This window comes from Borrelia persica No12 (assembly GCF_000500045.1).
Taxonomy (GTDB): Bacteria; Spirochaetota; Spirochaetia; order Borreliales; family Borreliaceae; genus Borrelia; species Borrelia persica.
On record NZ_AYOT01000146.1, the window covers coordinates 413,282 to 438,391 of the forward strand.

A 25,110-nucleotide genomic window follows, 5' to 3' on the forward strand; every position below is an offset into this window, starting at 1 on the left:
ACTCCTAAATTTTTTGCAAAAACGCATATTTTTTGCCAGTTCCACGAGACAATCCTTGAGTCTTTAAATACGCATCAATCTGAATTAATGTATCAAGAGCTACTCCCACCATAATAAGCAATGAAGAACTACCCATAATCCTTGAAACATCATAAGGAAATCTAAAAATATTTTGCACTAAAAACGGAATAATTGCAATCATGGAAAGAAAAATAGAACCCGAGAATAACGTTCTATTCATAATTTTATCCAAATAAGCTTCCATCTCATCTGCCTTTATGCCTGGAATAGTGCCTCCATTTTTTAAAAGATTATTACTTATATCTTTTGGACTTAACTGTATTTTAGAATAAAAATATGTAAATCCTATTATTAAACATACATTGAGTAATGTATAATAAAGACCATTGGGTCTTAAATAAGACAAAATTTGTCTTGAAATAACAGAAGTACCAGCAAATCCACTTAAAATCTGCAAAGGCAAAGTAATAAGCACAGATGCAAAAATAACAGGCAAAACACCTGAAGGATTAAGCTTAATTGGCAAATACGAACTAACAGTATTTCTTGAATTTGCTCTAGCATAATGAATAGCAATCCGTCTTTGCGCCTTGTACTCATATATGATTAATATGACAACCAAAATAAAAATACTCAACACTAATATCACAAAAACAGGATTGACATTTTGAGATGGATCTCTCATACTTTGAAACAAATTAAACAAAGCCGCCTGAAGTCTAACTACTATTCCTGAGAATATTATTAAAGATACACCATTTCCAATTCCTCTCTGATTAATTTGTTCTCCAAGCCATAAAAGAACAAAAGTACCTGTTGTAACTGTTAAAATAGCTATAAAGATGTATCTATAAAAAGGTATATTAAGTGCTCCTGGAATACTCTTAGCATAAAGACTAGTAGCATATCCTTGAGCTATTGCTGCAACAATGGTTAAATACTTTGTATATTTTTTTATTTTCTTACGTCCATTATCCCCTTCTTGCATCTTTTTTAAAGAAGGAAAAGAATAAACAAGAAGTTGGATAATAATTGATGCTGAAATATAAGGACCTATGCTAAGCATAAATATGGAAAAATTACTAAAAGCACCACCCGAAAAAAAGTCAAAATAATTAGTAATTGAAAAATCGGACTGAGATTTAAAATAACTTCTAAGAGCCACAGGATCTATTCCTGGAATTGGCAAATATGAGCCCACTCTATAAATAAAAAGAATAAATAGAGTAAATAAAAATTTGCTCCTTAAATCCTTAATTGTAAATAAATTAAAAAACAAACCTTTCATTCTATTACCATTCTAAATCAATTTTATACTACAGCCAATTTTTGTTACCAACTCTTCAGCAGACTTTGAAATACGAGAAATTTCAAAGTCTACCTTCTTAGTAAGTTTACCATTAGCTAAAATCTTGATATTTTTCTTATTTTTACTTATAAGCCCTTTTTCAAGCAAAGTGTCATAATTTACCAAATCTCCAACCTGAAATTTTCTATCTATATCACCAAGTCCTACAATCTCATACCTTATCTTATAATCATAATTTGAGAAACCTCTTCTTGGAAGTCTTCTATAAAGAGGAGTCTGACCCCCTTCAAAACCAATTTTTGGGGAACTATTTCTAGCCTTCTGTCCCTTCTGTCCTCTACCAGAGGTTTTACCAAGCCCAGATCCTGGACCTCTACCAACAATCTTTCGAGACTTATTAGCTCCCAAAGGTCTCTTTAGCTTAACCATCTGCTACCTCCCTTAAAAAAATCATGCTAATTACACTATTAAGCATTCCTTGAAGAGACTTATTTAGAATATGAGTTCTTCTATCTCCTATTCTCTTAAGACCCAAAGCCTTTAATGTCTTAACCTTAATATCCAATTTTCCAATAAGACTTCTCTTAAGTTCAACTTCAATCTTAATATCACCCTTAGCAAGAATTTCTCTATTCTGTTCCATGCGTTTAATGAAAGCCTTATTTTTAGACCTAGACCTTGCAGCTTTAAACCTAATTTTCTTAAGTTGAAGTCGTAATTTTCTCTTAACCATAAACTAACTCCATAAAGTCCTTAAAGTTTTACCTCTTATTTGAGCTATCTTTCTAGCATCTAAAACCAAATCAAATGCTTTAAAAGTTGCCTTCACCACATTCATAGAATTATTTGAACCAAGAGATTTACTTAAAATATCATGTACTCCCAATGCTTCCATGACAGCACGAACAGGTCCACCCGCAATAATACCAGTACCCTGAGTTGCTGGCTTAATTAAAACCTTAGCTTTTTTAAAATTTCCAATGACCATATTAGGAAGAGTACCCCTTTTCATAGGCACAGTTCTCAAATTTTTTCTAGCATTTGTTAAACTCTTTTTTATTGCATCACTAGCATCATTAGCTTTTCCAAAGCCCCAACCAACTCTACCCTCACCATCACCAACAACCATAAATGCAGAGAAAGAAAATCGTCTTCCACCCTTTACAACTTTGGTAACTCTATTTAGTGATATTAATTTTTCTATTTGCTTTTTATGCACTTGAGATTCCACAATAATTCCCCCTAAACATCAATACCAGCTTCACGCAAAGAAGTTGCAAAACCTGCAATAAGACCATGATATCTATAACCATTTCTATCAAATATAAGTCTACTTATATTTTTATCTTTAAGTCTTTTTGCAAGAACCTCACCAAGTTTCTTGACATCATTAACATTTTTGTTCAAATTAAGCTCCTTTTCAATAGTAGAAACACTTGCAAGAGTGTGACCTGCCACATCATCAATAACTTGAGCATAAAAATATTTATTCGACTTAAAAATCGTAACCCTAGGTCTATCTGCAATACCAAACCCAATTCTATCTCTTATTCTTTTTTTACGCTTTATATTTCTTTTTTCAGCTTCTTTCACTTTTTTCATAAAAATTCACCTAAAATCTATTTTTTTACTCCTGATTTTCCTACTTTTCGTCTGATTACTTCATTATCATATCTAATTCCTTTACCCTTATATGGCTCTGGAACTCTTAAGCTTCTAATCTCTGCAGCAACTTGTCCAACCTTACATTTATCTATACCTTCAACAGCAATTTTAGTATTACCATCAAGTCGCACATTAACTCCTTCAGGAATTACATACTCAAACTGAGTTGAATATCCCAAATTGAACAATAGACTATTACCTTGTTGCTCAACCCTATATCCTATACCACTAATAGTCAGAGATTTTGAAAATCCATCAGATACTCCCTTAACCATATTATAAATCAAGCTTCTATAAAGCCCATGAAAAGCTCTTGTCTGTTTATCATTAAAAGTACGTTCAACAATAATATTATTATCTTCAACTCTAACCTTAATATTACTCTTTATTTCTTGATTTAATTTGCCCTTCTTACCTTCAACAGTTATCAAATTATCATTAATATCAACCTTAACAGAACCAACTATTTTTATAGGAAGTTTACCAATACGTGACATAATTTACCTACCTCTTAACCTTACCAAACTGAGCAAATTAGCTCACCACCTACTTTATTATCTTTGGCTTGCTTGCCAGTAATAACACCTTTTGAAGAAGATACTATTAATATGCCATATCCATTCTTTATTCTTGGCATATTTTTATACGAAGAATAAACTTTTCTACCAGGAGTTGAAATAGCATCTATTCTATTTATAGCCGAATTTCTCTTATTATCATAGTTTAACATTACCTTAATAAAAGCAATACCTTTTTTATCCAAAACACTATAACCTTTAATGTAGCCTTCTTCTTTAAGAATATCTAATATGGACTTATTTATTTTAGACATCTTTAAATCTACAGATTCATGTTTCACCCTACTTGCATTTCTTATCTTAGTTAACATATCTCCCACTGAATGTGTAACAGCCATAAATTCTCCTTACCAACTCGACTTTGAGACACCAGGAATCAATCCTGTAGATGCATGATTCCTAAAGCATATACGACACATACCAAAATCTCTCATATAACCCTTAGGACGTCCACATAATTTACATCTATTCTTTTGTCTTGTTTTATATTTTGGCTTTCGTAAGGCCTTAACTATCATTGATTTTTTAGCCATAAATAAAAACTCCTTTAATTACTAAATGGCATACCAAACTTAGAAAGCAAAGCTTTACCTTCCTTATCGTTTAAAGCCGTAGTTACTATTGTAACATTCAAACCAGATATCCTCTCTATTTTATCATAATCTATCTCAGAAAATATTATTTGCTCTGCTATTCCAAAAGAATAATTACCATTCCCATCAAAAGCATTAACATTAACACCTCTAAAATCTTTAACACGAGGCAATGCTAAGTTAATAAGCTTATATAAAAACTCATACATAATATTACCACGAAGTGTAACTTTAGCACCTATTTCTTGACCTTGTCTAATCTTAAATCCAGCAATAGCCTTTTTAGCCTTTGTTTTTACGGCTTTCTGTCCGGTAATCTGACTAAGTTCAAAAACAGCTGAATCTAAAAGCTTTTTATTCTTAACAGCATCACCTACTCCCATAGAAACAACAATTTTTTCTATCTTTGGAGCTTGCATGACAGACTTATATTGAAATTCATTAACAAGCTCTTTTACAATATTATCTCTATAACGCCTCTTTAACTCAGGAACATAACTCATAAGCTAAACATTCTCCCCATTTTTCTTAAGGTATCTTTTTTTTTCATTATTTTCAAATTTAATGCCCATTCTTGACGCCACACCATTCCTAAATAACATTACATTTGAAATATCTATAGGTGCTTCCTTATCAATTATTTTGCTTTTTTCTTGAGGCGTTCTTGCTTTGACAACTTTCTTAACCATATTACAAGATTTAACAATGACTTTAAGATTTTTTCTATCTATGCTAGCAATTTCACCTGTTCTACCTCTATCCTTACCACAAAGGATTTTTACACTATCACCTACTTTCAATTTTGTTTTCATAAGTAGCCCCCTATATTACCTCTGAAGCCAATGAGACAACTTTCATAAAATTTGCATCTCTAAGCTCTCTTGCAACAGGTCCAAAAACTCTCTTACCCCTTGGATTTAAATTAGCATCAAGTATAACACACGCATTATCATCAAATCTAACATAAGTTCCATTCTTACGTCTTATCTCTTTTGATGTTCTAATAACTACGGCCTTGTGTACCTCTCCTTTCTTTACGGGAGAATGAGGAATTGCTTGTTTGATAGCAATAACTATTATGTCTCCAACCCTAGCATATCGCTTTTTGCTACCTCCAAGTACTTTTATACATTGTGCTATCTTACCACCCGTATTGTCAGCAACCGTCAAAAATGTCTGCATCTGCACCATAATTAATCTCCTCTATTCCTACATAAAAATAACCGAAATTACTTTGACCTTTCCAAGATTTCAATAAGCGTCCATCTTTTTTCTTTACTAATAGGTCGGGATTCAATAATTTTTACCTTGTCACCAATTTTTGATTCTTCCCTCTCATCATGAGCTTTGACTCTTTTGCTAACCTTTAAGTACTTATGATAGATAGGATGCATTTTTCTCTGAACAATCTCAACAACTATTGTTTTACTCATCTTATCACTAACAACCTTTCCAACCATTTCTTTTTTATTTTCCCTTGCCATAATACTTAAACCTTCCTAATACCTATTTCATATTCATGAACTATTGTATTAAGCCTTGCAATATCTCGCCTCAGCTCTCTTTTCTTTAAAGGATTTTCAACATGACCAACCACAACCTTAAATCTTAAGTCCATATATTCCTTCTTTAAAGCCAATCTCTTAGCTTTCATATCTTCAAGAGTCAGACCTTTAAAATCTTTCAACATAACTCACCTCAAATCTCGTCTTACCACAAATGTAGTTTTAACTGGAAGCTTAGAGCTAGCAAGCATCATAGCTGCCTCAGCAAGTTCTCTAGGTACTCCAGCCATTTCAAACATAACGGTACCAAACTTAACAGGAGCATTCCAATGATCAACTCCTCCCTTACCTTTACCCATTCTAGTTTCAGCTGGCTTTTTAGTATAAGGTATATCTGGAAATACTCTAATCCAAACCTTACCACCCCTTTTAACCCTACGAGTCATAGCAACACGAGCCGCTTCAATTTGCCTTGCAGTAATAAAATCTGTCTCAAGAGAAACAAGCCCATACTCTCCGAAAGATATTTTGTTACCCTTCTGCGCCTCTCCAGAAAGTCTTCCTCTTTGTTTTTTCCTATATTTAACCTTTCTAGGACTTAACATTTAACGCTCCTTAAAATTTCAGAACCATTTTTATTTTTAAAATCATCCCTATGATTTAACTCCAATTATTAATTTCTCTTTGAAGAAATTAATTTTCATTTACAGCATTTCTACTTTTATTATCCTCAATTTTACCCTTATCAAAACGCTCACTCTTTTCTTTTGAAGATTTTCTATTAATAACCTGACCCGCATCTGAATTGATCTGCTTTCCTAGAATTTCTCCCTTAAATAGCCAAACCTTAACACCAATAACGCCATAAGTTGTGAGAGCTTCGGCAAAACCATAGTCTATATTGGCTCTAAGAGTATGCAAAGGAATTCGTCCTTCCTTAACTTCAAAACTTCTGGCAATCTCAGCTCCACCAAGCCTACCTGAAACTTTGATTTTTGCACCTTGAACACCTTTAGAAATAGAAGATGAAAGCGAAGATTTTAAAAGCTTTCTATAAGAAGCTCTATTTTCTAATTGTTTTGCTATTCCATTAGCAACAATTTGTGCATCAAATTCTGGCTTTTTAATCTCTTTTATCTTAATATTAATTTTTTTAGATATTTTTCTAGTTAACAACTGACCAATTTTTTCAAGATTGGCACCTTTAACACCAATAACAGAACCAGGCCTTGGAGTAGAAATTACCACTGTTACTCTTTGAAGATTATTTCTAATAATTTCTATATCAGAAATATCGAATTTAATCCCTTTAAGAAACTTCATAGTTTCTCGTCTTATTAAGAAATCTTCGTGAAGAATTTCAGAATATAATTTTTTATCAAAATACCACTTTGATTTCCAATCCCTATTAATCTTAATTCTTAAACTGTAAGGATGTACTTTTTGACCCATATCTTATTCTCCACCATACATCTTTTCATAAACTTCAACAAAAATATGACAACTTCTATTAATAAGCCTATCCGCTCTACCCCTAGCTCGAGGCCAAATACTTCTACGCTTTCTTCCATCATCCACCATAACTGTCCTTACAAATATCATATCCTCAGAAAGATTCCTATTGTGATACATGGCATTTGATGCTGCTGATTTCACCACTTTTCCCAAAAGTTTAGCTCCTTTATTAGGCATAGAACACAATATTGCAACAGCTTCGTTATAAGACTTTCCCCGTATATTATCAGCTATAGGCCTCACTTTTTTTGGAGAAGATGGCAAATTCTTACCCTTAGCAGTATATTTTCTATTAATACTCATAAACTCCTATTTCCTCCCCTTCTTATCCGATTTAGCATGCCCTCTAAAAATTCTCGTAGGTGAAAATTCACCAAGCTTATGCCCAACAAGATCCTCAGTAATATACACAGGGATAAAAGATTTCCCATTGTAAACAGATATAGTAAGACTCACCATTTCAGGAATTATCGTCGAGGCTCTAGAATAGGTTTTAATTACAACCCTTTTATCTTTAATACCAGAAGAAGCTAAAACTTTTTTATAAAGACTACCTTCTATAAAAGGTCCTTTTTTAATAGATCTTGCCACTACACACTCCTAATTATTTCTTCTTTTAACGATAAATTTATCTGAGTACTTATTCTTCTTTCTAGTCTTATACCCCTTAGCTGGCTGACCCCACGGAGATACAGGATGACGACCACCAGAAGTTTTACCCTCACCACCTCCATGCGGATGGTCTATAGGATTCATCGCAACACCTCTGACCTTAGGTCTACGACCAAGCCACCTACTCTTACCAGCCTTACCAATAGAAATATTCATATAATCTTTATTGCCAATTTCTCCAAGAGTTGCCATGCACTTTTTAAAAATCATTCTCATCTCACCCGATGGAAGCTTAACTGTTACATAATCTCCCTCAAAAGCAAGAAGCATTGCATACCCACCAGCACCTCTTACAAGTTGTCCACCCTTTCCAACACTAAGCTCAATGTTGTGAACCATTTTACCAACAGGAATATTTTCAAGTGGTAATGCATTTCCAATTCTTATTGGAGCATTTGGACCACTCTCTAAAACATCGCCAACCTTAATGCCTTTTGGAGCAATAATATATCTTTTCTCTCCATCTCTATATACAAGCAAAGCTATATTTGGGCTTCTATTTGGATCATATTCAATAGATGCAACTCTAGCAGGTATACCAAACTTATCCCTTCTGCCAAAGTCAATTTCTCTATAACGTCTCTTATGCCCTCCACCTCTTCTCCTAACACTAATTCTTCCAGAAGAATCTCGTCCAGCCTTAGATATCTTCCCTCTAGTTAAAGACTTCAAAGGACTATTGCCCTTACTTAACTCATCAAAAGATAAAGTTGTCTTATAACGCAAAGACGAAGTTTTTGGCCTATAAGTCTTAATACCCATATTTTTTCTCCAAAACCACTAAAAAATATTTATCTTATCTTCTTTTTTAAGATAAACATACGCTTTTTTCCATGAAGAAGTTTTTCCCTTACCAATAGGATAACCTTTTCTAGAGACAACCATTTTAACCTTGCTCTTAACATTAATCAAATTACATGATATTGGAGTAACATTAAAAAGCTCTTTAATTGCAGCACCAATTTCTCTTTTATTCGCCTGTTTTTTAACCTTAAAAGCATAAACATTCATTTTTTCTCTTTGAATATTAGTTTTCTCAGTAAGCATAGGCGAAATTATTATATCGTAAGCTTCCATAAATCATCCTTACTATCCATTTATTTAGCATAAAGCTCATTAAGCCCATTAACAGCAGATTCCAGTGCTATCAAATTTTTAGCATAAAACAAATCAACAACTCTAAGTCTATTAAAAGATAAAATCTTTAAATCTCTTATATTTTTTCCTGCTCTCTTAACCATCTGATCATCATTACCCAATAAAATCACTGTTTTGCCATTAATTTTTATAAAATTCTTTATTATTAAAGCAAGCTCTTTTGTCTTTCCTGATTCAATAGTAAAATTTTCAACAATTTTAAGCCTATCATCTACAGATGAACACAAACTTAAAACAGATTTAAAAGCAAGTCGTTTAACTTTTTTGGGAAGTTTATAACTATAGTCTCTTGGCTTTGGACCTAAAGCTACACCTCCACCAACCCAAATTGGATTTCTCTTAGTTCCAACTCTTGCACGTCCTGTACCTTTTTGCTTCCAAGGCTTTTTTGAACTACCTCTAACCTCAGCTCTAGTCTTAGTTGAAGCGGTTCCAACTCTAAGATTAGCTAGCTCATTATTAATAGCATTATATATAGAACCATAACTAACATCTATGTTGAAAACTCTATCATCTAAATCTATAGTCCTAAGTTCTTGTCCATCTTTAGAAAAAACTTTTCTCTCCATACTAAATACCCACTTTTTTTGCCTTCTTAACAATCACAAAAGAACCCTTAACTCCTGGCACAGCTCCCTTAACCAAAATGGCTCTTTTTTCCTCATCAATAAAAACAACTTCAAGATTTTGAATAGTTTGTTGTTTGCCACCCATTCTGCCAGCCATTTTAGTTCCCTTAAAAACTCTAGCAGGTGTAGTAGCCTGACCTGTACCACCAAGATGTCTATGAAATTTAGAACCATGAGAAGATGGACCACCACTAAAATTATGCCTCTTCATAGCTCCTTGAAATCCCTTACCCTTAGTAGTACCAGTAATATCCACGTATTTAATCTCTTTGAAAGCATCAAGACCAACTTCATCGCCAGCATCATAACCTTTAAGTCCTTTAAATTCTATCACATATCTTTTAGGTTCAATATTTTCTAAATTCTTATATTGACCTCGTATAGACCTTGAAATTTTAGAACTCTTAAGATCAACAGAACCCATTATCAGGGCATCATATCCATCTCTCTCTACTGTTTTTTTGCCTATAACATAATTGGGTTCAAATTCTATCACCGTCACAGGTATCACAATTCCATTGCCTTGAAAGACCTGCGTCATGCCAACTTTTTTTCCAATCAATCCCAACATTAAAACACCTCAAATTCATAACTTAAAAAATCTATTACTGTTTAATATCAACCTCAACTCCTGCAGGAAGTTCTAATTTCATCAAAGAATCCATCAAAGCAGAAGTAGGCTCTAAAATATCAATAAGCCTTTTATGGGTTCTCATTTCAAACTGTTCTCTTGATTTTTTATCAATATGAGGAGAACGCAAAACAGTATATTTCCTTATTTTTGTCGGCAAAGGAATTGGACCTTTAATTTGTGCCTTAGATTTTTGAACAGCTCTAACAATAGACTCAGCACTCTGATCTAATATTTTAACATCAAAACTAAAAAGTCTTACCCGTATCTTATCTTTAGTAATCAATTTATTCTCCTAAACTTTAGAGATAATAAAATCCCTAAACCCTACACTATTCCAATATTTCAAGAATCCTTCCTGAAGCAACTGTCCTACCGCCCTCTCTAACAGCAAATTCGACATTTTTGTCCATTGCTATTGAAGATATGAGCTCAACAACAATATCAACATTATCTCCAGGCATAACCATCTCTTTACCTTCTAGATTAACCATACCCGTAACATCTGTTGTTCTAAAGAAAAACTGTGGTCTATATCCTGAAAAGAATGGTTTATGTCTTCCACCTTCTTCTTTAGTTAAACAATATATAGAGGCTTTAAATTTTTTATGAGGAGTAATTGTACCAATAGCAGCAATAACTTGACCTCTCTCAACATCTTTCTTATCAACACCTCTTAACAAAAGACCAACATTATCCCCTGCTTCACCTTGCTCAAGAATTTTTTGAAACATTTCAACACCAGTAACAGTTGTCTTTCTAGTTTCTCTAATTCCAACAATTTCAACTTCTTGTCCAACCTTAATAACACCTCTTTCAATACGACCAGTAGCAACTGTACCACGTCCAGAGATGGAGAAAACATCTTCAATAGCAAGTAAAAATGGCTTGTCAATATCTCTCACTGGAAGATCAAAATAAGTATCCATAGTGTCAAGAAGCTCTTTTATGCATTTAGTAGCCTCAGGATCATCAGGATTTGACATAGCTCCAAAAGCTGAACCTTTTACTATTGGCGTATCACCAGGAAATCCATATTTTTCAACGAGTTCTAAAACTTCAACCTCAACAAGTTCCACAAGCTCAGGATCTGCTAAGTCTAACTTATTTAAAAACACTATTATTTTCTTTATTCCCATTCTTTGTGCAAGAAGTAAATGCTCTTTAGTTTGAGGTTCAGCACCACTATCAGCAGCAACCAACAATATTGCAGCATCCATCTGAGCTGCACCCGTAATCATGTTTTTAATATAGTCAGCGTGTCCAGGACAATCAACGTGAGCATAATGCCTACTTGAAGTTTCATACTCAATATGTCTAGCATTAATTGTTATCCCTCTTGCCTTCTCTTCAGGCGCATTATCAATATCCTCATATTTAAGAGCTTTAGCATCTTTATTTAGCTTTGAACAATAAATACTAATAGCTGCTGTTAATGTTGTCTTACCATGGTCAACGTGCCCTATTGTACCCACATTAATATGTGGTTTTGTTCTTTGAAAAACTTCCTTAGCCATGAATCACCTCCCAAAAATTTGCACTCCAAATCTTCATCTATTCTTCAAAATTCTTAAATTAAGAACTTTATCTTGTTCCTTTACTAAAGGATAATAACATTATATAAAAATATAAAAATAAAACCATCATTAAAAAAACATACTTTCTTAGAAATTGACCCGATCATCGTGTTTTTCTAAAAGAATTCTTAACAACTCAATTAGTCTACACATTATTTTCAATATAGTCAATACACTCAATATTCTTCATTAAAATTTAACAAACATATCTAAGCACAATATTAAAAGGTTACAATAAAATAACACTATGTTAAAATACGATCTAAATCATAAAATATTAAAAAGTATTACAATATTTACCCTAATTATAAATACTTCTTGCACTAAAAACAATTCTATAAAATCAAAAGAAATAGGTAGAGAAATTACTTATATCATCAGCATAAAGAAAAACACAGACAAAATCGAAATTGTAACATTTAATACTAACAAAAAAAACGAATTAATCATAACTCTTAAGAACAACAAAAAAATAGATATAAAACAAAATTCATTGGCAATCTTTAAAAAAGGAAATAAAACTGGTCATATAATCAAAGAAGGCATCAAAGCAGGAGAAGAAAAAACTTTTAAATTAAATATGAATATCAACAAAAAACAAAAAAATATATTTTATATATTTTTAAAACAAGACTAACATTCTCAAAATTGTTTTTTAAATATTCAATTACATAAAATATACACAAATATACAAATTACTAAAACAAAATTACAATCCAACTTCACACACTTTTCTTATTTCACCTTTGTCCAATATTTAGTCAAAGTTAAACATAATAGAACAATGAAAGCCAAATAATTCGAAATTATAAAAGCATAACCTAGTGAATCTTCTAAAATTCCAAAATGTTGCAATGCAAACACAGCTGGCAAACGAATAATCCAAAGACGAACACAAACAACAATCATAACAAGCTTTGTAAGCCCCGAACCTACTAATCCACCCAGAAAAACTTGTTGCAAACCAAATCCAACAGTTCCAATAACAGCCAATAACAAGTAACCATTGGCATACTTAATAACTTCTAAATCAACTGTAAAGATTGATATTATAGACTCTTTAAAAAAGATGATAAATGAGGCAACAGTAATCATTATTACCAAAGTAACAACAAAACCTTTTTTTAAAACATCTCCCACTCTCATTAGGTTTTTTGCACCAAGATTTTGCCCAACAATTGAAATAATTCCAGTACCAATACTCATACCAGGAAGCAGTAAAAAAGAAATAATATTATTCACCATGCCATAAGCGGCTAAAAATTTTGGACTAATTTGAATTACAATATGATTAAAAATTAAAAAAGACAAGGATGCCATAACTTGCCCAAAAGCTGCCGGCAATCCCAAATTAATGATTTCTCTTATTACATTAATATCTGGAATAATATCCTTAAAACGTACTTTAAGTCCACAATTTAGTTTATAAGTAAAAAAAAGATAAGATAAGGCTGCCATCAATTTAGAGAAGAGAGTAGACCAAGCAGCACCAGCAATACCTAAATTTAAATTAAACATTAATATTGGATCAAGAACAAAATTAATAATATTTGCAACCAAAATCAATAACATAGCAATAACACTCTCTCCTTGAGCATTTAATATATAAACAACAGAAATACTCAAAAACATCACAGGTATTGCATAAATCACAACATAAAAATATGATCGTGTAAGCTCTTTAAGCTCGCCTTCTACACCCATAAGCTCTAAAATAGAATTCAGAGATACTAAAATCAAAATTGCAACAAACAAAGATAATACAAAATTTAAAAAAATTAATTGCCCAGCATATTTTGAAAATTTAGCAAAGGTTTTCTCTCCAATACATTTAGACATTAATGACACACTTCCTGTAGACATTCCCATAGCAAAAACCATAATCAAAAAATTAATAGGTCCAATAAGAGATAATGCAGCAAGAGGCATAGCACCAAGTTTGCCAACATAAAACATATCTACAAGTTCATAAAAAGCCTGAAGAAGATTGGCCATCATAATAGGAAAACATATAAAGAAAAACACTAAATATAAGTTACCTTCCAATATCAATTTTCTGATTTTAGTATTACTTGTTAACATAAAAACACACCTTGTATCTTATTATACTGGAAATTATCAAACTGCATAAATAAACACATTTATATTCAATAATATGTAGCATTCATATTGAAAGTAAAAATTAATAAGACAAATTTGTAATTGAAGTAAAGTTTTTTACATAAAAGTCAATTATAAACATTTATTAAACCAAATATTATAGTTTTAAATTCAAAATGCAAACAATAAGTCGTAACATTGTGCAATATTAAAGAACATCAAAAATACTATTTATTAATATGCACTCTTTAAAAAAAACCTTGCCTTTAAGCTATCTTAAGCAGAATAAATGAAATTCCTATTGGTCTTCCACTCTTTCAATCTTTGCCCCAAGAGAACTTAATTTACAAACAACATCCTCATATCCCCTCTCAATCTGATAAATATTTTGAATACGACTCTTACCCTCAGCACAAAGAGCTGCAATAAGCAAAGCCATCCCTGCCCTAACATCAGGAGAAGACACATCACTTCCCTTAAGAAGACTTTTTCCTGTAACTACTACACGATGAGGATCACAAAGAACAATTTGAGCACCCATTTTTATAAGTTTATCCACAAAAAACATCCTTGACTCAAACATTTTTTCAAAAACGAGCACGGTCCCTTGAACTTGAGTAGCAGTTACTATCATTATGCTCATAAGATCTGTTGGAAAAGCCGGCCATGGGCCATCATCAATTTTGGGAATATGTCCATCAAAATCTAATTTCACTTTTAAATGCTGATTTTCTTTTACGTATATATTTTCATCATCATATTCAAAATTAATACCAAGTCTTGAATATACATGTCTTATTAAAACAAAATTACGAGAATCAGCCTTATTAATCTCAAGCTCACCTCCTGTTAATGCAGAAAGACTAATTAAAGAACCTACCTGCATAAAATCAGCACCTATTCTAAACCTAGTTCCTCTTAATTTTTTGACGCCTTCTATTTTAAGTAGATTAGAACCAATCCCAGAAATGTTAGCACCCATCAAATTCAGCATATTACACAAATCTTGCACATGTGGCTCACACGCAGCATTCATTATCACAGTCTCACCAGAAGCCAAAACAGCAGCCATAATAATATTTTCAGTAGCCGTAACTGATGCCTCATCCAAAAACATCCCAGCTCCAACCAACTTATCTACCTCTAAAACAATACGCTCACTCTCTATTAATCTGGCACCAAGTTTGCCAAGACCATAAAAATGAGTATCAAGACGCCTTTTACCAATAACATCTCCACCAGGAGGAGCAATATCGATACGTCCACACCTAGCAAGCATGGGTCCCACAAATAAGATTGAAGCTCTAATCAAATCCGTTAAAGAAGAATCTATTTCCGTCTTCACAATATTTAAAGCCTTAATCTTAAGACTATTACCACCCCTTACAACATCAACCCCTATGTCTTCTAAAATACTTAAAATAACTTCTACATCTTTAATATTTGGAATATTATCTAAAATTACTTCTTCATCTGTAAGCAATGCCGCTACGATGCAAGGTAAAGCCGCATTTTTATTTCCACTAGCCGTTATTTTTCCACCTATTTTAAAACCACCCTCTACAAGATAGCTATACATCATTACCTCCAAAAGAAATTCATATAAAAAAATACGTAAAAATCAAAGTAGCATTAAATATCGGTATTATTTGCAAGATTAGCATCAAAATCAATATATTCTCTTACAACCTCAACATCAATAGCCTTACCATCATCAATCTCAACTATAACACCATTAAAGCCAAGTCCATCCCAAGATTCAGTAAATCTATTATTTAAAAAGCCTTTTAAAAATTTATCTACCTCAAATATAGTAGCATATCCAATAATACTATCTAAACTTCCAACTCTACCAAGATCGGTAATAACTGCAGTATTATCAAAAATTCTAAGATCTGCTGTTAATATTCTCTTCCCAATACCAAGACAAGCACTAACTCTAGATTTGAGATAAAAAAACATAGCATTAACTTCAGCCGTGGTATTTGAATCAAAAAGTACAATTATATTGCTAGTAACCGACTTAATTCGGTCATAAAAATAATCAAAAGTAAAAAAAGGACTGTTGAAATTATATTTTGTCATTCCTGTCTGCCCAACAAGCCTAAGTACAGCAAGTTTAATCCCATCTATAGTATAAATAAAATAAGAGTAACCTTTTAATCTGGCAGGACAATTTAAAGGTTTAAGAATAAAACTATACTTATCAAGTTCATCACTAAGTCCAGCTCTTACAAATGCATTCTCACCTAAAGTCAACACATCAACACCATACTTCTTTAACAAAAATGCATGTCTTTTGCATAATCCTCTAAAGCCTGTAGTAAAATTATTACCAGATATCACAAAATCAATATTCTTTTTCTGTCTAAAAGAATGCAAAAAATCCTTTATCACAACAACGCCAGGTTTACCTACAATCTCCCCAGCAACCAAAATGCGTACACCCACAAAACCTCTCTATTATTTGTCCAGATTAAAAAATTTAAAAATAATATTTTTAAAAATAAAACTTGATAAGAAATAACTTATCCCAATTGAAATCACGATCATTACAAGGATTAAAACAAATTGAAAGATAGGAGAAACTATGATATTAAGTCTTGCAATAAAAAGAAACTCTAAGAAAAAGATAAAAAACATTAAAGACAAATTAATCAATGAACATAAAATAAAGTATAAAAAATTCATAAATTAGTACTTTTAGATTTAGAAAACAAATCATAAACTATAAACACAGTCATCCCAACAACAACATAACTGTCTGCAAAATTAAAGGTTGGCCATCTTTGAAGTCCAAAAATACCAAAAAATTTTACATCCAAGAAATCTACAACACCCAAAGGTCTAAAAAGTCTATCAATAATATTGCCAATACCACCAGACAAAATCAACACAAGAGCAAGCCTAGATACTACGTTTTTCTCTTTTAGAGAGAAAGAAAAAACAAAAACCAAAATAATAATAGGTATTATAAGAAAAAACAAATTTTTCAAATCAGAATCAATATTAGAACCTATCGAAAATAAAACACCAGTATTCCTTACATGTATTATCTTAAAAAAATCTCCAAAAAAAGATAAATACTCAGTTCCAAGCTTAATATGTGTCACAACTAAATACTTGGACCACTGATCAAAAAAAACTAAAATAGAGATAAAGATCAAATTACTAACTAATCTGTTTCTATTTATATTCATATTAAATCCTTATAAATTGGTATCTTGTAAAATAAAATCAACTTCTAACCCTCGTTGACCTTTTAAATATTCCATCAATTTTAACAAACCGAATGTTTCAGTAAAATAATGACCAGCAAATATCAAATTTACATCTCTCTCTTCAGCCAAAGAATATATCTGATGAGCAGTATCTCCGGTTATAAACAAATCAACATCATATTCCAAAGCCTCTTCAAAAAAAGAATATCCAGAACCACTAACAATAGCAACTTTTGAAACATTCTCCTTAAATTTTTTATAAAAAAGAATATGTTTATTATAGGTCTTAATTTTGTTTAAAATTTCAGAAAAACTACATTCAGCAGTAGAAATAATACCCAAATTAATACCTTTATAATTTGCAAATGGAATAGGACTATGAAACCCAAGAAAATCAGACAATACTTTGCTATGAGAATAAACAGGATGAGCATCCATTGGTAAATGAACACAATAAAGTGATAAATCATTATCAATAAGCCATTTCACTTTGTCATACATTCCAGAAACAATTCTATCTGATTTTGACCAAAAAATACCATGATGAGTTATCAAAAAGTCATAAGCTTTTACTTTGCCTAAAGTTGCCATACTTGCATCAACAGCCAAAGACACCTTTTTAACCTCAAGTTCCAAATTACCGACCTGAAGCCCATTAAGACTTTTATCAATATCTTTATAATCATTTACTTTAAATATTTCATCCAAATGCAATGATAATTCTTTAACAGTCAAACTAAGTTCTCCAAATTAAAGCATAACTCCTTTTACCCCTAAATTTTCTATGAGAATAAAGATTGCAATTGCAATAAGTACAAAGACCCGAATCCTCAACACTCAAATTAAAATTAGAAATTAAACCTAAATTAAAATTAGCATTATCAAAATATATTTTATCATCCTTTTTAGAAAAAGACATATCTAACAATTTTTTACTAAACTTTAAATTTATTTCTGATATAAATTCTGATGAAACTTCATAACAACATTCTCTGTTATAAGGTCCAAATATCACCTTTAAATCTTCAAAATTTGAACCCATGTCTTGAAAGATAAATAACATTTTTAGAATAATAAGTTTAAAACTACCTTTATATCCGCTATGAGCAAGTCCAATATATTTCTTTGCTTTGTCAAATATGTATATAGGAAGACAATCCGCATAGTAAGCAAGAAGAGCAACATTACAAGAAGAAGATACAAGCCCATCTCCCTCTTGAAAATTAACAAAATCATCAGAAACTTGATAAACAATATTTGTATGTAATTGCTTTAAATATTTTATTTCTCTATTCTTGGGAACAAAACTCAAATTATCATTACTAATATCTCTTACATTTAAATCAAAAGGTTTTTTGGTATAGATCAATTTAATATCAGAATCTACCTCAAACTCATAATAAAGTTCTCTCTCCAATACTTTCATAATCTAAACTCTTCACCAAGATAAAGTTTTTTAGCCTTTTCACTATTTATAATATAATCAACATTTCCCGAATCAAGTACTTGTCCCTGATAAATAATATAAGCTCTATCTATTATATCAAAAGCATCCCTTACATTATGATCAGTAATTAAAACACCAATATTTTTACTTTTCAAAATTCTTATTATCTGTTTTATATCTCCAATGGCAATAGGATCAATACCTGCAAAAGGCTCATCAAGCAATAAAAAATATGGACTTACTGCTAAAGCTCTAGCTATTTCAGTCCGTCGTCTCTCTCCACCAGAGAGTGTATACGCCTTTTGAGATTGTATTCTCTTAATTTCAAAATCTTTAAGAAGATTTACAAGTTCAATTTTACGTTCAGCCTGAGATAAATCTTCTCGTCTCTCAAGAGCAACCAAAATATTATCTTCAACTGTAAGTTCCCTAAAAATAGATGGCTCTTGGGGAAGATACACAATTCCCAATCGTGCCCGCTCATACATATTAAGCTTAGAGACATCATGATTATTTATTAAAACACGTCCACCATTGGCCTTAATAAAACCTACAATGGTATAAAATGTTGTGGTCTTACCAGCACCATTTGGACCAAGCAAACCTACAACTTCACCTCTGTGGACATTAATACTAACGCCATTAACAGCAATTTTCTCTCCATACTTCTTAACAATATTATCCGCTCTAAGAATAATATCAGTAACAGAGTTAGTACTAAGGTCTTCTTTAATTGACTTTATTCTCTTCTTCTTGTCGAGGAACATCTTCCTCAACTTGAGTAAATTTACCTTCAACATCACCCTCAAGATTATATTTTTGTGTTTCAGTGTTTAAAACTATTCTTGAAGCAGAATAATAATTATCACCTTGATAAATAACTGGAATACCCTCAAGAACAACTTCTTTCTCTTCTCTATTATAAACTCCATTCTCAGCTCGTGCAAAAACATCACCTTTATATATCTTAACAGAATACTGCATAATATAGACACTTGTCTTGCTACTACCTTCAATTCTTTCAGCCTTAACAACAAGCTCATTTTCTAAATCTTCAAGTTCAACACCTTTTTGAAGATGAAAACTATCTAATTTTCTATTAACAAATAAAAACTGTGATTTAACATTCATTTTCTTAGTATAATCTTCATAATAAACATTACCACGAGCTTCAATATAAGAACTCCCCTCCCCATAAATTTCAATCTCATCAGCTCTAAGCTTAAAATCAGAAGAAACCACCTCAGGATTTCCCTTTAAAATAATCCTTCTATAAAGAGAAGACATAATACCATGAGAAAAATCTGCTTTAAAAGTAAACCCACTCTTTTTTTGTGAATTATCTTTTATTTTCAACTCTGAAGAGTCATCCATAATCTCTTTATCCCCTGCATAACCATTAAATAAAGAAATACAAATAAAACAAATAATCAAACTTATCACTTCACAAATCCTTCAATACCAGAATAAAAATAAAAATTATTACTTTTAAAAAAGTATGAAAAACCCTTTCCAGTTAAAGTACTCTCATCAAACCTAATAAATACTAATTCATCTTGAGGGGATAATAATTTTTTTTCATTGTCTTTCCACAAAAGTCTATTGGTATTAATCAAATAATAATTATTTTCATCTTCTATCTTCAATTCCACAGAATCTTTCATATCTAAATCTTTAGTAAGATGCGAACCTTCTAAGCTAGTAAATTTACCTGAAATTCTATTTTCCAAAGCATGGTATAAAAATCTTCCATTTTCAACTTTATAAAGTTTGTAATAATTGAAATAATTAAAACTTAAAGCTTCCAATACAGTTTGCTTCTTCCCACCCATAATATTATGATAACTAATTTTCAATATTTGTATTGAAGGTGCTTCTTTAGCAGCACCTGTTCTATTAGAATATTCATCATAATCAAAGGTACAATTAAATAAAAATAAAAGTGGAAATAAATAAAACAAAGCATATCTTATCATACAAGTCCCTACATAAGCTCATACAAAAATACCTTTAAGCTATATTACCTAAAACAAACACTCAATATAACTCTTCTTTATTAAATTCAAGTAATTATCATTAATAAAATTTACACCTAAGAATTTCATAATATAGACATAAAATACAAAATTTCTAATTTTCTTTTTCAAAGGGCCTTATGCCCATTAATAAAATACTATAATACCATAATAATTATGCAATACTCTTAAAAATTTTTCACCAAAATTTCTCTTATGTTACCACGTCCAATTGGATTTGCATTAATAAATCTTTTAGAATCAACAAAAATAACATTATAATTTTTATAAAGATCAAGGCCAGATTTGGTATTAGAATTTGAAAGTAAGAATTTAGCTCCCCTTTTATCTATTGTGTCACAAAAACGTAATAATCGCTCATGCATTGAAAAATTAAATCCATATCTATTATAATTTGTAAAATTACTTGTTTTTGAACAAGGTATATAAGGTGGATCTAAATAAACAAAATCATCTCTATTAATAAAATTAAGTAAATTAAAAAAGTCCAGACTTAAAACTTTAACCTCTCTTAAAAGTTGAGAAGCCAATCGTAAATTTTCAATTTCATAAAGATTAATCTTTTTATATTTACCAAAAGGAGTATTAAATTTTCCATTACCATTTTCTCTGTAAAGGCCATTATAACAAGTTTTATTTAAATAAAGAAAAATACATGCCTTTTCCAAATTTGTTAAATTTGCATTATTAAAACTATCCCTAACATGAACATAATACTCCTTAGTTAAAGGAGCATTACTATACTTTTCGATTCTTAATAAAAAATTATTTAAATTATGAGCAATTTCTCTATAAAAATTAATCAAATGAAAATTTATATCATTAATAATTGAATTTTTTAAATTCAATGCAAAAAACAATGCCCCTCCACCTATAAAAGGTTCAATATAATTATTAAAAGAAAGAGGAATATTATTTAAAATAAACTTCAATAATTTCTTTTTACCACCAGCCCATTTTAATATAGGCCGTATTACAACACTCACAATAAATCATTAACCATAATAACATTCAGAATCAGCATCTCTCTTATAAGAAAGAATCTCATCTTTTCCAAACCATATAGGTATTTCACGAATAGCATCAACAAGATTGGCAGAAGAATGAATTATATTATAAACTGCAATTTTTTTTTCATTTGCATAATCAAAACTATGACACGCAAAATCACCTCTTATTGTCCCAGGAGCAGAAATCTTAGGCTCTGTAGACCCACAAAATTTTCTAACAACCTCAACAGATTCAACACCTTCAATAACACATGCAAAAACCGGAGAACTCATTAAAAAATCAATTAAAGCTCTCCAAACAATTTCTCCATGCCTTGCAGCAATATCATCATATAAATAATGTTTTTCAGCCAGTTCACGATCAACCCAAACCATTTTAGCAGCCACAATTTTTAATCCTACCCTTTCAAACCTAGAAACAACATTACCAATTAAACCCCTTCTAACCCCATCAGGTTTAACAACACATAAAGTTCTTTGTACCAATTTAGACATAAACACCTCCCAATGTTTTTAATACAATGCAAATTAATTATAAGACATAATTTATTTACTTTATGAACATGTATTTAAAAAAATAACAAAAAAAATAATTTTAAAAAAAAGCATATTTAAAATAAAAATTAAAGTCAAAAAAAATCTAATAAGCATTTAGTATGCGTTTAATTAGTCTTAAAAAAACACTTAATAAAAATCTCAAGTTATTAACTATATGATAAAAACCCTAAACCAACACCTAAATAACAAAGGTACTCAAAACAATTATTTTAAAAAATATCTTGCAAACAAATTACATTTTAAGTCTTAAACGTAATGCCCTAAGAGTAGTCACTCTATCTGCATTGCTAATACTACCTCCGGCAGGAAGACCAGATGCTATTCTTGTAACATTAATATCCAAATCCTTCAAAAGGTTTCTGATATAATTTGCAGTAACATCTCCCTCAATACTAAATTCCGTTGCAATAATTACTTCTTTAGCCTGTAAAAATTTAACATAATCCTCCAATTTATCAAGATTTAACTTGTCTGGACCAATATTTCTTAAAGGATCAAGATGACCATGAAGCACGAAATAAAACCCATCATATTCATTAGTAGCCTCAATAACTTCCAAATCTTGAGGCATCTCTACAACACAAATCATATCTTTATTTCTATAAACATCCACACAAACATTACAACTCTCCTCCTCAGAAAAATTGTAACAATTTTTACATTTTTTTATTTCAGTATGAAGTTTAATTAAAATTTGGCCCAGATCCCTTGCAAAATTTTCACCAGTATATAGAATATCATAAACCATTCGTGATGCGGTCTTTTTACCTATACCTGGAAGTTTAGAAACCAAATCAATTAAATCTTGGATAATCAAACTCTAAATCCCAAATGGAATAGAACCCATTGTTTTTGATTTTATTTCTTCTTTAACTTTCAATACAGCATCATTAAAAGCTGATTTTACCATGTGTTCAAGTGCTTCATTATCCAAATCATCAAAAAAATCTTTCTTAATTACAACCTTTTTTACAACAAATTCTCCATTCATGTCAATAACAACAACATCACTCCCTGCTCTACCACAAACAGAAATTTGAGATATTTCCTTTTTAATATTATCTTTAAAATTTGACATATTTTTTAAAAAATCTAATGGATTTACTGCCATATTTTACTCCTTCACTTCACTTGCTCCAAAAATGTTTTTGACTCTCAGTACCTCATTATCAAACTCGTCATCATTATCTTTAAATTGCTTTTGAAATACAACATTTAGCATAGGAAATTCCTTACAAAATTCAACTCTTATTTCATTCTGATAGGCTTTTAATTGATTATATTCAAATCCACTAAAGATTTTATAATAAAGCACTTTATTATCAATTAAAACCTCTCCCGAATACACTAAAGTTTGAACATACTTAGATACCAAATAAATAAAAGTTTCTTTAATTTTATCATTATCCAGTTTTTGATCAAAATTATCTTCAGTCTCTATAAAAATCTTATCGATATCATCAGAATCACAATCTATATCATGAACCTCAACCTTTGATGAAGCCTCTTTTATATTAGCATCATCTGACTCTATTAAATGCATATCATTTGATTCTGACTTTAAATTGGCATCGCTACTCACTTCATCTAAGTCATCATCGATATTAAAATTAATTTCATTTAGTGTTTTGGTTTCAATATCTTGAATTTGCTTAATTAAAACATGATTGGGTACATAATTTTTAATCCTAAGTATCTTAATAAAACTAATCTCAAGTTCATATCTAGGATTTATTGAAAATTGCAAATCTCTATAAGTTTCAAGCAATACACTAATACTTCTCTCAACATGTTTTAAATCAAAATTTAACAAATCTTCTTTTAAGCGCTCAGATTTAACACCAATAAACATAAGATTTGTAATATCCAATTTCAAAAATAATATTTCTCTAAAAAATTCAATTGCATCAAGAAGAAATTGTTCACATGAAATCCCAGTTAAAAAGACAGCATCTAAAATACAAAGTAATTCTTTTAAATCATCATTAAGAATGCTTAGTGCTAATTTTTCCAAAAATTCATCACTAGTCAATCCCATCTTAGACCTGATTTGCTCAAATTTTATGTCAGAATTACTTAACGATACAATTTGATCAAAAAGAGTATAAGCATCTCGTACGCTACCTCCACTCTTATAAGCAATCCACCTTAAAGCCTCATCTTCATACTTAATACTCTCTTCTAAACAAACGCATTTCAACATATCATAAATCTTATCTAAAGGCAGAAGTCTAAAATTAAAATGCTGACATCTGCTTTTTATTGTATCTGGCAACTTGTATACCTCTGTTGTTGCAAAAATAAAAACAATATAACTTGGAGGTTCTTCTACAGTTTTCAAAAGAGCATTAAAAGCAGAATTTGAGAGCATATGAACTTCATCAATAATATAAACCCTGTATCTAGAATTTGCAGGAGGAAACATTATCTCTTCTTTAATTTGCCTAACATCCTGAACAGACGTATTTGAAGCACCATCAATCTCAATAACATCAAGACTACTATCATTATCAATAGATTTACAATTGAAACATGTACCACAAGGCATAATTGTTGGACCTACGTGACAATTTAAACACCGTGAAAAAGCCCTTGCAGAAGAAGTTTTACCAACTCCCCGTGGTCCTGAAAATATATAAGCATTTGCTATTCTATTATTTTCTATTGCATTCTTTAAGGTTTCGACTACAAAATCTTGTCCTTCAAGAGAAGTAAAATCTTTGGGACGCCTCTTAATGGCAGTACCCCTTGCAGATATCATCCCATCCCCCATATACAACAATAATTTCACTTAAACCTTAAATTGAAATTAAAGCAAAAAATAAAATTTATTTTATGGCACTATACATAGTATAACAACAACACCCTATTTAAGCATTATTTAT

37 protein-coding genes and 1 pseudogene are annotated in these 25,110 nt (G+C 30.9%); 1 reads left to right on the top strand and 37 read right to left on the bottom strand.

The genetic code is table 11. The features are described 5' to 3' along the window. Positions 1-4: 4 nt before the first annotated feature. The 23 genes and pseudogenes from secY to tuf all read right to left on the bottom strand — a co-directional run bounded on the left by secY (position 5) and on the right by tuf (position 11,793). Positions 5-1,309, bottom strand: coding sequence for a preprotein translocase subunit SecY (gene secY / locus U881_RS0105140; protein ID WP_024653533.1), 1,305 nt, complete (start codon positions 1,307-1,309; stop codon positions 5-7). 12 nt (positions 1,310-1,321) lie between these two features. Then, positions 1,322-1,759 carry a 50S ribosomal protein L15 gene (gene rplO / locus U881_RS0105145; RefSeq protein ID WP_024653534.1) on the bottom strand — a complete coding sequence of 146 codons (438 nt, stop codon included), beginning with the start codon at positions 1,757-1,759 and terminating at the stop codon, positions 1,322-1,324. Then, positions 1,752-2,063 carry a 50S ribosomal protein L30 gene (gene rpmD / locus U881_RS0105150; RefSeq protein ID WP_024653535.1) on the bottom strand — a complete coding sequence of 104 codons (312 nt, stop codon included), beginning with the start codon at positions 2,061-2,063 and terminating at the stop codon, positions 1,752-1,754. Before rpmD ends, rplO begins: the two co-directional genes overlap by 8 nt. Before the next feature lie 3 nt (positions 2,064-2,066). After that, on the bottom strand, positions 2,067-2,561 hold the full coding sequence (gene rpsE, locus U881_RS0105155; protein ID WP_152520681.1) for a 30S ribosomal protein S5: 495 nt from the start codon (positions 2,559-2,561) through the stop codon (positions 2,067-2,069). An 11-nt stretch (positions 2,562-2,572) separates the two neighbouring features. Continuing rightward, on the bottom strand, positions 2,573-2,932 hold the full coding sequence (rplR, locus tag U881_RS0105160; RefSeq protein WP_024653537.1) for a 50S ribosomal protein L18: 360 nt from the start codon (positions 2,930-2,932) through the stop codon (positions 2,573-2,575). 17 nt (positions 2,933-2,949) lie between these two features. Then, complete coding sequence (gene rplF, locus U881_RS0105165; protein WP_024653538.1) at positions 2,950-3,492, bottom strand: 50S ribosomal protein L6; 543 nt, start codon at positions 3,490-3,492, stop codon at positions 2,950-2,952. Between the two features lie 20 nt (positions 3,493-3,512). Then, positions 3,513-3,911 carry a 30S ribosomal protein S8 gene (rpsH, locus tag U881_RS0105170; RefSeq protein WP_024653539.1) on the bottom strand — a complete coding sequence of 133 codons (399 nt, stop codon included), beginning with the start codon at positions 3,909-3,911 and terminating at the stop codon, positions 3,513-3,515. 9 nt (positions 3,912-3,920) lie between these two features. After that, entirely contained in the window at positions 3,921-4,106 is a 186-nt protein-coding gene (locus U881_RS0105175; RefSeq protein WP_024653540.1) for a type Z 30S ribosomal protein S14, read from the bottom strand. A 14-nt stretch (positions 4,107-4,120) separates the two neighbouring features. After that, complete coding sequence (gene rplE / locus U881_RS0105180) at positions 4,121-4,669, bottom strand: 50S ribosomal protein L5 (protein WP_024653541.1); 549 nt, start codon at positions 4,667-4,669, stop codon at positions 4,121-4,123. A gap of 3 nt (positions 4,670-4,672) precedes the next feature. Next, the gene (gene rplX / locus U881_RS0105185) at positions 4,673-4,978 is read right to left on the bottom strand and encodes a 50S ribosomal protein L24 (protein ID WP_024653542.1); all 306 of its coding nucleotides are present in this window, start codon (positions 4,976-4,978) and stop codon (positions 4,673-4,675) included. A 10-nt stretch (positions 4,979-4,988) separates the two neighbouring features. Next, positions 4,989-5,357, bottom strand: coding sequence for a 50S ribosomal protein L14 (rplN, locus tag U881_RS0105190; RefSeq protein WP_024653543.1), 369 nt, complete (start codon positions 5,355-5,357; stop codon positions 4,989-4,991). A gap of 38 nt (positions 5,358-5,395) precedes the next feature. Continuing rightward, the gene (gene rpsQ / locus U881_RS0105195) at positions 5,396-5,650 is read right to left on the bottom strand and encodes a 30S ribosomal protein S17 (protein WP_024653544.1); all 255 of its coding nucleotides are present in this window, start codon (positions 5,648-5,650) and stop codon (positions 5,396-5,398) included. 5 nt (positions 5,651-5,655) lie between these two features. Then, positions 5,656-5,856, bottom strand: coding sequence for a 50S ribosomal protein L29 (gene rpmC, locus U881_RS0105200; RefSeq protein WP_024653545.1), 201 nt, complete (start codon positions 5,854-5,856; stop codon positions 5,656-5,658). Positions 5,857-5,859: 3 nt separating this feature from the next. Next, the gene (gene rplP, locus U881_RS0105205) at positions 5,860-6,276 is read right to left on the bottom strand and encodes a 50S ribosomal protein L16 (protein ID WP_024653546.1); all 417 of its coding nucleotides are present in this window, start codon (positions 6,274-6,276) and stop codon (positions 5,860-5,862) included. Next, positions 6,270-7,123, bottom strand: a pseudogene (gene rpsC, locus U881_RS0105210) (30S ribosomal protein S3). Before rpsC ends, rplP begins: the two are co-directional and overlap by 7 nt. Positions 7,124-7,126: 3 nt before the next feature. Next, positions 7,127-7,489: a 50S ribosomal protein L22 gene (gene rplV, locus U881_RS0105215; protein ID WP_024653548.1), complete on the bottom strand. Its 363-nt coding sequence runs from the start codon at positions 7,487-7,489 to the stop codon at positions 7,127-7,129. A gap of 6 nt (positions 7,490-7,495) precedes the next feature. After that, positions 7,496-7,777, bottom strand: a complete 282-nt coding sequence (gene rpsS, locus U881_RS0105220) for a 30S ribosomal protein S19 (RefSeq protein WP_024653549.1) — start codon at positions 7,775-7,777, stop codon at positions 7,496-7,498. 9 nt (positions 7,778-7,786) lie between these two features. Beyond that, positions 7,787-8,620, bottom strand: a complete 834-nt coding sequence (gene rplB / locus U881_RS0105225) for a 50S ribosomal protein L2 (protein WP_024653550.1) — start codon at positions 8,618-8,620, stop codon at positions 7,787-7,789. Between the two features lie 18 nt (positions 8,621-8,638). Beyond that, the gene (gene rplW, locus U881_RS0105230) at positions 8,639-8,935 is read right to left on the bottom strand and encodes a 50S ribosomal protein L23 (protein WP_024653551.1); all 297 of its coding nucleotides are present in this window, start codon (positions 8,933-8,935) and stop codon (positions 8,639-8,641) included. 20 nt (positions 8,936-8,955) lie between these two features. Then, the gene (rplD, locus tag U881_RS0105235; RefSeq protein ID WP_024653552.1) at positions 8,956-9,585 is read right to left on the bottom strand and encodes a 50S ribosomal protein L4; all 630 of its coding nucleotides are present in this window, start codon (positions 9,583-9,585) and stop codon (positions 8,956-8,958) included. Position 9,586: 1 nt separating this feature from the next. Then, positions 9,587-10,216, bottom strand: coding sequence for a 50S ribosomal protein L3 (gene rplC, locus U881_RS0105240; RefSeq protein WP_024653553.1), 630 nt, complete (start codon positions 10,214-10,216; stop codon positions 9,587-9,589). A 34-nt stretch (positions 10,217-10,250) separates the two neighbouring features. Next, on the bottom strand, positions 10,251-10,562 hold the full coding sequence (gene rpsJ / locus U881_RS0105245; RefSeq protein WP_024653554.1) for a 30S ribosomal protein S10: 312 nt from the start codon (positions 10,560-10,562) through the stop codon (positions 10,251-10,253). A 46-nt stretch (positions 10,563-10,608) separates the two neighbouring features. Further along, entirely contained in the window at positions 10,609-11,793 is a 1,185-nt protein-coding gene (gene tuf / locus U881_RS0105250) for an elongation factor Tu (protein WP_024653555.1), read from the bottom strand. A gap of 307 nt (positions 11,794-12,100) precedes the next feature. On the opposite strand from tuf, the gene U881_RS0105255 reads away from it, so the two are divergent. After that, positions 12,101-12,490: a hypothetical protein gene (locus U881_RS0105255; RefSeq protein ID WP_024653556.1), complete on the top strand. Its 390-nt coding sequence runs from the start codon at positions 12,101-12,103 to the stop codon at positions 12,488-12,490. Positions 12,491-12,588: 98 nt separating this feature from the next. On the opposite strand, the gene U881_RS0105260 is transcribed toward U881_RS0105255, so the two are convergent. From U881_RS0105260 to dnaX, 14 genes are all read right to left on the bottom strand, one after another. Further along, positions 12,589-13,935, bottom strand: a complete 1,347-nt coding sequence (locus U881_RS0105260) for an MATE family efflux transporter (protein WP_024653557.1) — start codon at positions 13,933-13,935, stop codon at positions 12,589-12,591. Between the two features lie 316 nt (positions 13,936-14,251). Beyond that, positions 14,252-15,532, bottom strand: coding sequence for a UDP-N-acetylglucosamine 1-carboxyvinyltransferase (gene murA, locus U881_RS0105265; protein ID WP_024653558.1), 1,281 nt, complete (start codon positions 15,530-15,532; stop codon positions 14,252-14,254). Positions 15,533-15,585: 53 nt separating this feature from the next. Then, positions 15,586-16,404 carry a YmdB family metallophosphoesterase gene (locus U881_RS0105270; RefSeq protein ID WP_024653559.1) on the bottom strand — a complete coding sequence of 273 codons (819 nt, stop codon included), beginning with the start codon at positions 16,402-16,404 and terminating at the stop codon, positions 15,586-15,588. 236 nt (positions 16,405-16,640) lie between these two features. Beyond that, positions 16,641-17,153: a signal peptidase II gene (gene lspA / locus U881_RS0105280; protein ID WP_024653560.1), complete on the bottom strand. Its 513-nt coding sequence runs from the start codon at positions 17,151-17,153 to the stop codon at positions 16,641-16,643. 9 nt (positions 17,154-17,162) lie between these two features. Beyond that, positions 17,163-17,909, bottom strand: coding sequence for a Nif3-like dinuclear metal center hexameric protein (locus U881_RS0105285; RefSeq protein ID WP_024653561.1), 747 nt, complete (start codon positions 17,907-17,909; stop codon positions 17,163-17,165). 1 nt (position 17,910) lies between these two features. After that, a complete protein-coding gene (gene pgeF, locus U881_RS0105290; RefSeq protein WP_024653562.1) occupies positions 17,911-18,600 on the bottom strand; it encodes a peptidoglycan editing factor PgeF in 690 nt (229 codons plus the stop codon). Beyond that, positions 18,597-19,388 (bottom strand): LPS export ABC transporter ATP-binding protein, encoded by a 792-nt coding sequence (lptB, locus tag U881_RS0105295; RefSeq protein ID WP_024653563.1) that lies wholly within the window; start codon positions 19,386-19,388, stop codon positions 18,597-18,599. The genes pgeF and lptB overlap by 4 nt, the downstream gene beginning before the upstream one ends. Next, complete coding sequence (locus U881_RS0105300) at positions 19,351-19,995, bottom strand: LptA/OstA family protein (RefSeq protein WP_235048139.1); 645 nt, start codon at positions 19,993-19,995, stop codon at positions 19,351-19,353. Before U881_RS0105300 ends, lptB begins: the two co-directional genes overlap by 38 nt. Before the next feature lie 65 nt (positions 19,996-20,060). Then, positions 20,061-20,597, bottom strand: coding sequence for a hypothetical protein (locus tag U881_RS0105305; protein ID WP_024653565.1), 537 nt, complete (start codon positions 20,595-20,597; stop codon positions 20,061-20,063). Positions 20,598-20,824: 227 nt separating this feature from the next. Beyond that, positions 20,825-21,643: a DNA adenine methylase gene (locus tag U881_RS0105310; protein ID WP_024653566.1), complete on the bottom strand. Its 819-nt coding sequence runs from the start codon at positions 21,641-21,643 to the stop codon at positions 20,825-20,827. A 9-nt stretch (positions 21,644-21,652) separates the two neighbouring features. Further along, positions 21,653-22,162, bottom strand: a complete 510-nt coding sequence (locus tag U881_RS0105315; protein WP_024653567.1) for a nucleoside-diphosphate kinase — start codon at positions 22,160-22,162, stop codon at positions 21,653-21,655. Positions 22,163-22,457: 295 nt separating this feature from the next. Beyond that, positions 22,458-23,042: a recombination mediator RecR gene (gene recR, locus U881_RS0105320; RefSeq protein ID WP_024653568.1), complete on the bottom strand. Its 585-nt coding sequence runs from the start codon at positions 23,040-23,042 to the stop codon at positions 22,458-22,460. A 3-nt stretch (positions 23,043-23,045) separates the two neighbouring features. Continuing rightward, a complete protein-coding gene (locus U881_RS0105325) occupies positions 23,046-23,336 on the bottom strand; it encodes a YbaB/EbfC family nucleoid-associated protein (protein WP_024653569.1) in 291 nt (96 codons plus the stop codon). A gap of 3 nt (positions 23,337-23,339) precedes the next feature. After that, on the bottom strand, positions 23,340-24,986 hold the full coding sequence (dnaX, locus tag U881_RS0105330) for a DNA polymerase III subunit gamma/tau (RefSeq protein WP_024653570.1): 1,647 nt from the start codon (positions 24,984-24,986) through the stop codon (positions 23,340-23,342). Positions 24,987-25,110: the final 124 nt, after the last annotated feature.

Excerpts from the sequence above, each read along its gene's own strand:
- secY (WP_024653533.1), bottom strand. The coding sequence starts at position 1,309 with ATGAAAGGTTTGTTTTTTAATTTATTTACAATTAAGGATTTAAGGAGC.
- rplO (WP_024653534.1), bottom strand. The coding sequence starts at position 1,759 with ATGGTTAAGCTAAAGAGACCTTTGGGAGCTAATAAGTCTCGAAAGATT.
- rpmD (WP_024653535.1), bottom strand. The coding sequence starts at position 2,063 with ATGGTTAAGAGAAAATTACGACTTCAACTTAAGAAAATTAGGTTTAAA.
- rplR (WP_024653537.1), bottom strand. The coding sequence starts at position 2,932 with ATGAAAAAAGTGAAAGAAGCTGAAAAAAGAAATATAAAGCGTAAAAAA.
- rplF (WP_024653538.1), bottom strand. The coding sequence starts at position 3,492 with ATGTCACGTATTGGTAAACTTCCTATAAAAATAGTTGGTTCTGTTAAG.
- rpsH (WP_024653539.1), bottom strand. The coding sequence starts at position 3,911 with ATGGCTGTTACACATTCAGTGGGAGATATGTTAACTAAGATAAGAAAT.
- U881_RS0105175 (WP_024653540.1), bottom strand. The coding sequence starts at position 4,106 with ATGGCTAAAAAATCAATGATAGTTAAGGCCTTACGAAAGCCAAAATAT.
- rplE (WP_024653541.1), bottom strand. The coding sequence starts at position 4,669 with ATGAGTTATGTTCCTGAGTTAAAGAGGCGTTATAGAGATAATATTGTA.
- rplX (WP_024653542.1), bottom strand. The coding sequence starts at position 4,978 with ATGAAAACAAAATTGAAAGTAGGTGATAGTGTAAAAATCCTTTGTGGT.
- rplN (WP_024653543.1), bottom strand. The coding sequence starts at position 5,357 with ATGGTGCAGATGCAGACATTTTTGACGGTTGCTGACAATACGGGTGGT.
- rpsQ (WP_024653544.1), bottom strand. The coding sequence starts at position 5,650 with ATGGCAAGGGAAAATAAAAAAGAAATGGTTGGAAAGGTTGTTAGTGAT.
- rpmC (WP_024653545.1), bottom strand. The coding sequence starts at position 5,856 with ATGTTGAAAGATTTTAAAGGTCTGACTCTTGAAGATATGAAAGCTAAG.
- rplP (WP_024653546.1), bottom strand. The coding sequence starts at position 6,276 with ATGTTAAGTCCTAGAAAGGTTAAATATAGGAAAAAACAAAGAGGAAGA.
- rplV (WP_024653548.1), bottom strand. The coding sequence starts at position 7,489 with ATGAGTATTAATAGAAAATATACTGCTAAGGGTAAGAATTTGCCATCT.
- rplB (WP_024653550.1), bottom strand. The coding sequence starts at position 8,620 with ATGGGTATTAAGACTTATAGGCCAAAAACTTCGTCTTTGCGTTATAAG.
- rplW (WP_024653551.1), bottom strand. The coding sequence starts at position 8,935 with ATGGAAGCTTACGATATAATAATTTCGCCTATGCTTACTGAGAAAACT.
- rplD (WP_024653552.1), bottom strand. The coding sequence starts at position 9,585 with ATGGAGAGAAAAGTTTTTTCTAAAGATGGACAAGAACTTAGGACTATA.
- rplC (WP_024653553.1), bottom strand. The coding sequence starts at position 10,216 with ATGTTGGGATTGATTGGAAAAAAAGTTGGCATGACGCAGGTCTTTCAA.
- tuf (WP_024653555.1), bottom strand. The coding sequence starts at position 11,793 with ATGGCTAAGGAAGTTTTTCAAAGAACAAAACCACATATTAATGTGGGT.
- U881_RS0105255 (WP_024653556.1), top strand. The coding sequence starts at position 12,101 with ATGTTAAAATACGATCTAAATCATAAAATATTAAAAAGTATTACAATA.
- U881_RS0105260 (WP_024653557.1), bottom strand. The coding sequence starts at position 13,935 with ATGTTAACAAGTAATACTAAAATCAGAAAATTGATATTGGAAGGTAAC.
- murA (WP_024653558.1), bottom strand. The coding sequence starts at position 15,532 with ATGTATAGCTATCTTGTAGAGGGTGGTTTTAAAATAGGTGGAAAAATA.
- lspA (WP_024653560.1), bottom strand. The coding sequence starts at position 17,153 with ATGAATATAAATAGAAACAGATTAGTTAGTAATTTGATCTTTATCTCT.
- pgeF (WP_024653562.1), bottom strand. The coding sequence starts at position 18,600 with ATGAAAGTATTGGAGAGAGAACTTTATTATGAGTTTGAGGTAGATTCT.
- lptB (WP_024653563.1), bottom strand. The coding sequence starts at position 19,388 with ATGTTCCTCGACAAGAAGAAGAGAATAAAGTCAATTAAAGAAGACCTT.
- U881_RS0105300 (WP_235048139.1), bottom strand. The coding sequence starts at position 19,995 with ATGGATGACTCTTCAGAGTTGAAAATAAAAGATAATTCACAAAAAAAG.
- U881_RS0105305 (WP_024653565.1), bottom strand. The coding sequence starts at position 20,597 with ATGATAAGATATGCTTTGTTTTATTTATTTCCACTTTTATTTTTATTT.
- U881_RS0105315 (WP_024653567.1), bottom strand. The coding sequence starts at position 22,162 with ATGTCTAAATTGGTACAAAGAACTTTATGTGTTGTTAAACCTGATGGG.
- U881_RS0105325 (WP_024653569.1), bottom strand. The coding sequence starts at position 23,336 with ATGGCAGTAAATCCATTAGATTTTTTAAAAAATATGTCAAATTTTAAA.
- dnaX (WP_024653570.1), bottom strand. The coding sequence starts at position 24,986 with ATGATATCTGCAAGGGGTACTGCCATTAAGAGGCGTCCCAAAGATTTT.